Genomic DNA, 8,239 nt, shown 5'->3' on the forward strand with positions numbered 1-8,239 from the left:
GCCCGGACACGCCCAGGCGGCCTGACGCAAGCGACTGTCGGAAGCGAAACGAGCAAGGACCCCTGAGAGAGGGCCCTTCTCAGCGCCGTGCCTCGCTACAGCCAGCGCCTGACGCGGCCCTTGTAGGCGCGATAGACGTCCCCGAATTTCCGATCGAGATAGGCCTCCTCGCGGGCGACCACGCCGTAGCGGATGACGAGATAGAACGGCAGCAGCAGGACGAAGAGCCACAGGCTGTTGAAGGCGACGGCGAGGCCGATGAGGCCGAGCACCATGCCGAGATAGATCGGGTTGCGCGTGAAACGGTACGGCCCCGCCTCGACGATCATCGTCGTCGGCTGGGTGGTCTGGATTTGCGTCCCTGCGCGGCGAAACGTCGTTGCCGCCCAGATCAGCAGGGCGAGGCCCGCGAGGAACAGGATGCCGCCGAGCGCGCCCGCCGGCATCTCCGGCGCCAGGAATGGCAGCGGAGAGAGCCATTCGAGCCCGAGCCCGACGAGCACCGCGATCGCCCAGGCGATCGGCGGCCGTATCACGGCGCCCGAATTGTCGCGCACATTCCCTTTTGCGTGGCTCATACCGCTGCCTGTCCGAAGCCCGTCCCCACCAGGGACGCCACGGCGTTCGATGTCTATCACCAGCCAGTGTCCGGGGCGCGCCCGAAGGCAGGGTTGGTCCATCGGCATCATGCCGGCCATCGGCTCACAACCTGGTTTCTCGACGACAACGCGACGGCGTGTGCCCTCTACGAGGGCTCGACTTCCAGATTGAAGGGCGGCGCCGGCGCGACTGGAAGCGCGACGGCGTCTACCGCGACAGCATCCTGATGGCGCCGAACTCAAGGCCGCGCGGCAGCGCGGATCGGCGGCCTCACGCGCGCATAGACTTCGTCGTACAATGCTACCTCGCCGGGCATGGCCAGTGTGACGGCCAAGCCGAAGATMACGGGCTCGTCAATCGGGGTGCCTTGGTCCGGATCGCGCTGTACGATCAACGGAATGGTCATATCAGCAGCGACGACAGGGGCATCGCTCCCATCCCAGCATCGAGAGAAGATTGTTCCCCGGTTCGTCTGGTTTTCGTCTGGCTGCCAACTGTGGCTGCTCACTCCAAGCTCGCCGATTGACGCGGGTTTCAGAATTTTCAGGCGACACGTGCGATAGCTCTTGCGACCGGGCGCGACCGGCGTGAACCAGGCGAGAGTTGCCGATAGACTGTGCGGGCGCGCTTTGCCACCCATGGCGATAGGCACGGGTACCTCGATCGTGACGTTTCGATCGTTCCGCAGGCTGCCGGTTACGAAGAAAGTGGCGCGATCCGCCGCGCAGGCCACCGCATCCGTGGCATCGACGCAGCCGAAGCCAATGAAACGGCGGATATTATCCTTCTGCTTGCTGGCCTGGCCGCGGCCCCATGGCCCCACCGTCGCCTTGATGAGGTCAGCGACGTTGCGAGGCCAGCGTGCAGGGTGAACGAGCAAGGCCTTCAGCAAGACCGCTCGCTCGATAGGCGGAAGCAAAAGGAATGCTCGCCGTAACTCGCCTCGAGCGCGTCGTGAATCTGATGGCAGGTGCGCGACGCTAGGGCAGCCGCCGCGCTAGTGCCGTTAGTATAACCGTCGAGGTTCTCCCGTCCCCCCGCGGGAGGCGCCGCGACCTTAAGGCCCGCGCCGCGTGACGCCCGCCCAGGACGCACTTCGATATGAGCGTGGTTGCGGACGATCTGCATATGCTCGCGCGCGCCCGGCATCAAGATATCGGGCTTCACTGATCGGGCAAAACCAGGCCCAAGTGTACTCGATGGATTCGCCGCCTCATGCAAAGGATAGGGGTCGATAAGTGCTCGGGCGAGAGCGCGCTCAGCAGGCGGTACGGCATCCCGATTGGACGCGCCGATCGTTAACCCGTTCACAGTCTCGCCTGGAGAGAATATCCGGCGTTCGCCGATGAGCGCGTGGAGCGCACCGATCATCGACGTTGCGCGGTGGTTCCCGTCTGCGACTTCATAGTCGAACCCGGTTGCATAAGCGGGCACACCGAAGTCAGTGGTCGCATTGCCGGCGCTGACGATAAATAGCAAGCCGAAGCGGCCCGCCAGACGGTCGAGAAGGCGAGCCCACGGCGACAATTGCCCGTGGAAGGGCCGAAACCGATTGCCCAGCGACAGGTTCACAATGATTACGTTTGGGCGCTGCTCGCGCAATCGAACGACCGCCAGATAGATGAGATCGACAATCAGCCGATCGCTTGGAAATTCGTCATTGTTGCCCATCACCGGTACAACGTGGATGCGACGCGGAAGCGCTGCTTCCGCCTGGTTGCGATCGCCATGCACGATCAGCGACGCCATCGCCGTGCCGTGAGAGCGACTGGTTACTAGCGCCTCAGGCTCGAGGCCAAAGGGATCGTCGAGATCCATATGGTCTGCGAGTAAGCGGTGGGCCGCGACCGGGACCCCGTCGAGCAGCGCGAGGATCGGGTCTCCCAGCGGGTGTCTCGCTGCGGCGGCTTCGCGTTCCTCAGCCACATCGGCGATTTCGATCGTGGTCGGTGCGCTTTGGGGTCGAATGTGTAAGACCGGCTCGAGGCCGGCAATGCCCTCGGAACGTCGGTCCAAGATCTCCCGGACCGCTCGCACCGGAATGTCCRCCAATAGTGCATGATAGCCGATGTCGCCGATGCGGGCGCGAGTGACGACCGCTCCTCCGCGACCGATAATAGCCGCCCGGACATTCGCCTCCTGCTCATTCGCTACGGCCTCCCGCTCGCGGTAGACCAACTCAACCTCGAGCCTAACCAACTCCTCATCGTCACGGCCATCGATTACAACAGCGAGAAAACTTGCATCGATGCTACTGACGCGATCAAGCGGCCCCCAAKGCCGTAAGTCCCTCAGCAGATCGAATACATTCGCCCAAGGTGTTTCGCCTCGGACTAACTGGCCATTCTGCCAACGGCGCCAGAGGGACTCGAGATTGCGTAGCGCGACGATGTCCGGAACGAGCAGATAAGCATAGGGCTGCTGGTCGCCTTCGTCGGTCTCGAGCTCTTCCTCATCGACAAGTTCGAGCCCGGCGACATTTTGTACGGCGTTGGCGAACGCGCCGATCGAGCCTCGAACTTCGAAGACGAGCAATCGTTCAGGCGCAAGTCCGGACGGATCGGCGCGCAGCTCAAGCGCATTGGCACCGCGCGCAAGAACCTCCGCCAATCGGGTAAATTTGGGACCGAAAGTCCCCGTCTGGCGATCGCGCGGAAATGAGTCAGGAGGTGGGACGTATGCGGGCCGTCCAAGTAGACGCGGTTGATCAGGTTGCGGCGTCAGCCTCAGGAGTGGCTTCGTCGGATCGCTCGGCATTGATGACCTCTGGCGTTACTCGCGAAACCCACAAGTCAAGTTCGGCTCGCAACGCGTCATCAATAGCCATCTCCCCCAACCCCAAAATCTGGCGTCGTCTTACGTTCTGACAGAAATCGAGCGCCTCAGCATAGCTGACCTTGCCCAACCGGGCGGCGATTCTCGCCGGAGTCATCTTCGGCGTATTCGGCCAATCGGACAAGATGCGATCAAGGAAAACCGTCACTTCCTTTAGGTGCGGCGCCGGTATAGCCAAGCGCATCTGGAAGCGGCGCCACACCGCACGGTCCAGCAACTCGCCATGATTGGTGGCCGCGATAACTACAACGTAGCTAGGCAATTGATCCAACTGCATCAGCAGGAAGGATACCACCCGTTTGATCTCGCCCGTTTCGTGGGTGTCACCGCGCTCCTTGCCAATCGCATCGAACTCGTCGAAGAACAAGATGCTCGGCGTCGTACGTACATAGTCGAAGAGCTTGCGCAACCGAGCATTGGTTTCACCCAAATAGCTGCCGATCAACGCATCATAGCGCACGACGTAGAATGGCAGACCAAGTCCTTCGGCAATGGCCTCTGCAAACGAGGTCTTGCCGTTACCAGGTGGTCCGGAAAGCAAGACACGGTGGCGGGGCTCAAAGCCATTGGCACGCAGAACATCGGCGCGCTGGTGCTCCTCGATAAGCTGACMACCGCTCTGCCGAGCGGGAAGCGGGAGCAACAGATCATCGAGCCGCAGCCGAGCTGTGACCTCTAGAATGGCTTCGCGACCATTGACGGGGTTAAGGTGCTGCGAACTGGCGGTCAACGCGGGCGGCGTGACCGGTACAGCCGAAAGGGCCCGCTGTAGACGATCGGCAACAATATAGTGCTTCTTAGCCCGCTCATCTGCGACCAACGCCTCGGCCGTGGAGCGCACCGCCTCACGATCGCCGACCGCGCCAGCGCGAACGAGATTAATAAGAAGATCACTACGAGCCATAGCTGCCTTAATTGATCACTCGCTTCGAACCCATGAGAGATTCGTCCGCTCCCCCACGGTCGTTTGCGTGTCCGTCACAGTTCTGCGCGCCGGGTCGCGTCAAGACAGTGCTGTGTCGAATCCACGAACACCTTAGGTGAAGGTTGGGCAGACGGTAAGTGCTTGAGCTCGCAAATTTGCGACCTGGAGCGTTCGCACTACGCTTGAAATGGGCGGCGTCCGGCTCTCGCGATCTCGTCCGCGGAGCAACTTGGCCGCTTGTGGACTGTCAAGAAGGAACCCAGTCCAATGCGAACGGCAGGTTCATGGCAGCTCTCAATGTCTAGAGGTGACGATCGCAACACCGCGAGGCGCTCCACGAACTCCCAACTGGGACACTCGTCGCGTCGGGCGCCTCGCCTCCGAAATGCCGCCCGATCGGGAGCTTCGCGGTCAACGCCGCCACATCCGCACCCTGCGAAGGCCCGCCCGAAGCGGCTAGAATTGCGGGAGCTGGCCCTGTGGTTCCGCCATTAAAGGCGCCGCCCCGGCGGGCGGCGGCTGGTTGATCGGCATCAGGCCCGCCATCAGTTCAGGCTCCAGCCCAATAGGCTCGCCAGAACCCATCGGCGTACTCGCCGACACCTCACCCGGCGGCGCCCCCTGCAGCGCCTGCACGATCTCCCCGACCACGCCCTGAAGCTCGACAATCGCCTGCGCCATGCCGGCGAGCGCCGGGTCGGCCTGCGGCTCAGCCACCTGCTCCCCCGCCCCCCCGCCCCAGCATCTGCGCAACCTGCGCAGCCTCCAGCGCCAGCTCGGCCTTGCCGGCTTCGGCCTGCTTGCGGCGGGCCTCCGCCTGCTTGGCCACCAGCTCCGCCTCGCGCGTCGCCAGCTCCATCTGCCGCGCCGCCTGTTGCGCGGGATCGGGCGGCGGCGGCTGCATCGCTTGCGGCAGCGGCCTGCCCGCCTTTTGCGCCTTCAGCGCGCGGATCTCGGGCRGCAGCACGGTTTCCAGGCGCTCGCCGATCTCGTCGGCCAGATGCCAGTCCTGGGCTTTGGCGACGAGGTCGAGGATCAGCGGCGCGGTCTGCGGCGCCGCCTGGATGAAGGCCGTCATGCCGTCGCGGACTTCCTCGCGCTTGGTCGCATAGCTCGGCCCCATCTGCAGCGCGACATCATAGGCGCCGGTCGTGACGTCATTCGAAAGCCGCGGCGTCATGCCGTCGGCGGCGACGCCGCCGAGCTGGTTGATCCTGATCTCCTGCGTCCTGCCGTCCTCGCCGATGATCCGCAGCACCCGGGCCGTGTCGTAGATTTTTGGGATCAGGTCGACCAGGATCTTGCCGGTATGGCGGATCGCGCGGGCCCAGTTGTCGATATAGGCGACAGCAAATTCTTGCTTGCTCATCGCGGGGACTTCTTGCTCAGCCACCATAATCCCCCAAGCTTCCCTTGGAGGAACCATGGCATAATCGGGGTGTGGGTCAACAGCTCCCAGTTCAGATACTTAATGTGAGCACGTTGCGCCGGAGGCTCGCAAAGACCTGGCGGACCGGCAGAGAATGCGCGCGGTCTGAAACGCAAAAGCGCCCGGCCATCCCTGGCCCGGGCGCAAATCACCACCTTGAATAAAGGCATAGCATGCACAAAAAACGCATGTAAAGCCCCTGTATGCGATTTTTGTGTATCACTTTCGGCCTGAGCCAACGGAGCGCTGCCGGGCGTCTCCACTCACGCCGGCGGCGTGGCGTAGCCGCGCCTGGCCATGCAGTCGTCATAGACCGCCTTCATGGCGTCGCTCCGGCGGGCGGTCGCCTGGTCTGCGCCGGTGCCCCTCGCCCCACTGACCGGTTTCGCCGCCGCCTTGTTGGATTCGCGGATGCAGGCGGCGGCGTCCCTGTTCGCCAGCGCCTCGAGCGTCGCATTGCCGGCGCCTGGCCGGACAGCGGTGCGCTGCGGCCCCGGCGAAGCGTCGCTCGCGGCCTGGCACCCGGCAAGTGCGAGCGAGACGATGATTGCGGCATGGCGAAGCATGAAACCCTTCCTCCTGCGCCGGTCAGAGCATAGGCCGCAGCGGCTTTCAACCGGCGCCCTGGTTCGCGAGCCCCGTCATCCCTGCGGCTGCGCGCGCTATTGCGGCGGGCGCGTCTCCGAGAAGCGCGCGGATGGCCTGCGCGGCCCGAAAGGAGCCCGCGGTAGGAATGATCGATCGGATCGATCGAAACAAGACAAACAACATGTTGGATTGCTTTAATGAAAAAGCCCAGACACGGCGCATCGAACTGCCAGGTGCCGCCATGACGCTGCAAATCCACGATCAAACGAGCTCAACCGGCCGGATCCCCGGCAGCCTGAAGCGCCTTGGACCTGGCCTTCTGCTCTGCCTGCCCGTGTCGGGGGCGGCTCTCGCCGTCGAGCATCTGGAGACCGCCTTCTTCCAGCGCGCCTGGCTCGAGGCGCTCGTGCTGGCCATTCTCTTGGGAACCCTGGTCCGGTCGCTCTGGAGCCCCGCCAGAAGCTGGCGCGCCGGCATCTCGTTCTGCGCGAAGACGCTGCTGGAGGTCGCGGTCGTGCTGCTCGGGGCGTCGCTCAGCGCCGCCACGATCGCCAGCGCCGGCGCACCGCTTCTGCTTGGCATCGCCGCCGTGGTCTTCGTCGCGATCGGGCTGAGCTACGGCATCGGCCGCCTGCTCGGACTGCCGCAGCGCATGGCCATCCTCGTCGCCTGCGGCAATTCGATCTGCGGAAATTCAGCCATCGCGGCCACCGCGCCGGTCATCGGCGCCGATGGCGAGGACGTCGCCGCCTCGATCGCGTTTACCGCGGTGCTCGGGGTCGCGGTCGTGCTGTGCCTGCCGCTCCTGATCCCGGCGCTCGGCCTCAGCGTTCACCAGTTCGGAATCCTGTCGGGCCTGACGGTCTATGCCGTGCCCCAGGTCATCGCGGCGACGGCGCCAGCCGGCCAGGCGGCGATCCAGATCGGGACCCTGGTCAAGCTGGTGCGCGTGCTGATGCTCGGCCCCGTCATCCTCGTGCTCTCGCTGCTGTCAGGCCGGCTGCGCGCGGAAACGGACGCGCCGGCACCTCACGTGACGGCTGGCGATCGCCCTGCCCCGCACAGGATCGCGCCGCATCATATCGTGCCCTGGTTCATCCTCGGCTTCCTGGTGCTGGCGGCGCTGCGCTCGGCAGGGCTGATTCCGGCGGTCCTGCTTGCGCCGCTCGCGACCATCGCGAACCTGCTGACCATTATCTCGATGGCGGCGCTCGGGCTCGGCGTCGACATTCGCTCCGTCGCCCGGGCCGGCCCCCGCGTCGCAGCCGCCGTCATCCTCTCGCTGCTGGCGCTCGCGGCGACCTCGCTTGGCCTCATCCACCTGATCGCGGTGCCGTGAGGCGGAGGTTCTCGGGCCCCGACCATGGAGGGGAGCGCCGCGCCGCTCAGCGCTGCTTCAGCCTTGTGATCGTTGCCTCGGGAACTCCGGGGACGTTGTTGGCCAGGAGATAACGCGGGCTGGACTGCACCCATTTGTCGCGCTCACCCGCGACGGAGCATTGAAAGCCGAGATCGGCGAGGGAAGACCGGCGCATCGTGCATGTGAGACTTCAGTCAGGGTCGCACGGTTGCGAGACCGGAACGCCGAAGCGCCGGTCATTCCTGGCGCKGCCGCAAATCACCCGCGCCGGTCCAACGTCCTGGGCCTCGTCGCCGGCCGTTATCTTGTGCGGGTCGGCAGCCACGCCCGCGCTCAGCCGGCAGCAAAGGCGCGACCAGCRCCCATGCATCCTCCGCCAGACCGATCCGCTCGCCCAAGGCTTCCGCCAGGACGACGCGTTGAATCGACATGTCAGCCGTGCGTCAAGACGCGCCGTTATTGCCTTGGGCAGGCAGCCCACGTTCAATGCCGGGGTCTGGGC

The 8,239-nt window shown here is 64.7% G+C and carries 9 protein-coding genes; 1 reads left to right on the forward strand and 8 read right to left on the reverse strand.

Translation table 11 applies throughout. The features are described from left to right. Nucleotides 1-95: 95 nt before the first annotated feature. The 7 genes from AC1DJT_RS31160 to AC1DJT_RS31190 all read right to left on the reverse strand — a co-directional run bounded on the left by AC1DJT_RS31160 (nt 96) and on the right by AC1DJT_RS31190 (nt 6,355). The gene (locus AC1DJT_RS31160) at nt 96-578 is read right to left on the reverse strand and encodes a methyltransferase family protein (RefSeq protein WP_441507600.1); all 483 of its coding nucleotides are present in this window, start codon (nt 576-578) and stop codon (nt 96-98) included. Nucleotides 579-838: 260 nt separating this feature from the next. Further along, nucleotides 839-1,492, reverse strand: a complete 654-nt coding sequence (locus AC1DJT_RS31165; protein WP_476768998.1) for a hypothetical protein — start codon at nt 1,490-1,492, stop codon at nt 839-841. Then, nucleotides 1,486-3,210, reverse strand: a complete 1,725-nt coding sequence (locus tag AC1DJT_RS31170) for a S8 family peptidase (RefSeq protein ID WP_476835570.1) — start codon at nt 3,208-3,210, stop codon at nt 1,486-1,488. The genes AC1DJT_RS31165 and AC1DJT_RS31170 overlap by 7 nt, the downstream gene beginning before the upstream one ends. A gap of 97 nt (nt 3,211-3,307) precedes the next feature. Then, complete coding sequence (locus tag AC1DJT_RS31175; protein ID WP_476835571.1) at nt 3,308-4,339, reverse strand: AAA family ATPase; 1,032 nt, start codon at nt 4,337-4,339, stop codon at nt 3,308-3,310. A 477-nt stretch (nt 4,340-4,816) separates the two neighbouring features. Continuing rightward, nucleotides 4,817-5,077, reverse strand: a complete 261-nt coding sequence (locus AC1DJT_RS31180; RefSeq protein WP_441507603.1) for a hypothetical protein — start codon at nt 5,075-5,077, stop codon at nt 4,817-4,819. Next, nucleotides 5,070-5,729, reverse strand: a complete 660-nt coding sequence (locus AC1DJT_RS31185) for a portal protein (protein ID WP_476835572.1) — start codon at nt 5,727-5,729, stop codon at nt 5,070-5,072. Before AC1DJT_RS31185 ends, AC1DJT_RS31180 begins: the two co-directional genes overlap by 8 nt. Nucleotides 5,730-6,052: 323 nt before the next feature. Next, on the reverse strand, nt 6,053-6,355 hold the full coding sequence (locus tag AC1DJT_RS31190; RefSeq protein WP_441507605.1) for a hypothetical protein: 303 nt from the start codon (nt 6,353-6,355) through the stop codon (nt 6,053-6,055). Nucleotides 6,356-6,618: 263 nt separating this feature from the next. Between AC1DJT_RS31190 and AC1DJT_RS31195 the strand changes: the two genes are divergently transcribed. Beyond that, nucleotides 6,619-7,716, forward strand: coding sequence for a YeiH family protein (locus tag AC1DJT_RS31195; RefSeq protein ID WP_441507606.1), 1,098 nt, complete (start codon nt 6,619-6,621; stop codon nt 7,714-7,716). A gap of 46 nt (nt 7,717-7,762) precedes the next feature. Here the strand turns inward: AC1DJT_RS31195 and AC1DJT_RS31200 are convergent, their stop codons facing one another. Further along, nucleotides 7,763-7,912, reverse strand: a complete 150-nt coding sequence (locus AC1DJT_RS31200) for a hypothetical protein (RefSeq protein WP_441507607.1) — start codon at nt 7,910-7,912, stop codon at nt 7,763-7,765. Between the last annotated feature and the right edge of the window lie 327 nt (nt 7,913-8,239).

This window comes from Allobosea sp. 05T422_2 (assembly GCF_056396265.1).